The 991-nt window shown below is 70.3% G+C and carries 1 protein-coding gene; it reads left to right on the top strand.

The window, feature by feature from the left end:
• Positions 1-991, top strand: a 991-nt coding sequence (locus tag FLW16_RS42905; protein ID WP_142566719.1) for a sugar phosphate isomerase/epimerase, incomplete at both ends; no start/stop codon positions are given.

Here is a 991-nt window from a genome sequence, read left to right as displayed (position 1 = left end):
TCACGTTGTTCACCGGGCAGTGGGCGGACCTGCCGTTCGAGGAGGTCTGCCGGCTGGCCTCGGAATGGGGCTACGACGGCCTGGAGATCGCCTGCTGGGGCGACCACTTCGAGGTCGACAAGGCCCTCGCCGACGACTCCTACATCGAGCGCAAGAAGGAGACCCTGGCCAAGTACAACCTCGGGGTGTGGACGATCTCCAACCACCTCGTCGGCCAGGCCGTGTGCGACCACCCCATCGACGAGCGCCACAAGGGCATCCTGCCCGCCCGCATCTGGGGCGACGGCGAACCCGAAGGCGTACGGCAGCGCGCCGCCGAGGAGATCAAGGACACCGCCCGCGCGGCGGCCAAGCTCGGCGTCACGACCGTCGTCGGCTTCACCGGCTCGTCCATCTGGCACACCCTGGCGATGTTCCCGCCGGTGCCGCCGTCGATGATCGAGACGGGCTACCAGGACTTCGCCGACCGGTGGAACCCGATCCTGGACGTCTTCGACGAGGTGGGGGTGCGCTTCGCGCACGAGGTGCACCCCAGCGAGATCGCCTACGACTACCACACCACCGTGCGGACGCTGGAGGCCATCGGGCGCCGGCCGGCCTTCGGGCTGAACTGGGACCCCTCGCACATGGTGTGGCAGGGCCTGGACCCGGCGAACTTCATCATCGACTTCGCCGACCGGATCTACCACGTCGACTGCAAGGACGCCCGGGTCGCCACCCGCGACGGCCGGCGCGGCCGCCTGGCCTCCCACCTGGCCTGGGCCGACCCCCGCCGCGGCTGGGACTTCGTGTCCACCGGCCGGGGCGACGTGCCGTGGGAGGAGTGCTTCCGCGCGCTCAACCACATCGGCTACGACGGCCCGATCTCCATCGAGTGGGAGGACGCGGGCATGGACCGGCTGCACGGCGCGCCGGAATCCCTCGCCTACATCCGCTCGCTCAACGCCATCACCCCACCGGCCGCCGCCTTCGACGCCGCCTTCTCCTCCGA

The organism is Microbispora sp. KK1-11, assembly GCF_006874435.1.
GTDB lineage: Bacteria > Actinomycetota > Actinomycetes > Streptosporangiales > Streptosporangiaceae > Microbispora > Microbispora catharanthi.
This window is presented reverse-complemented; position numbering and strand designations above follow the sequence as displayed.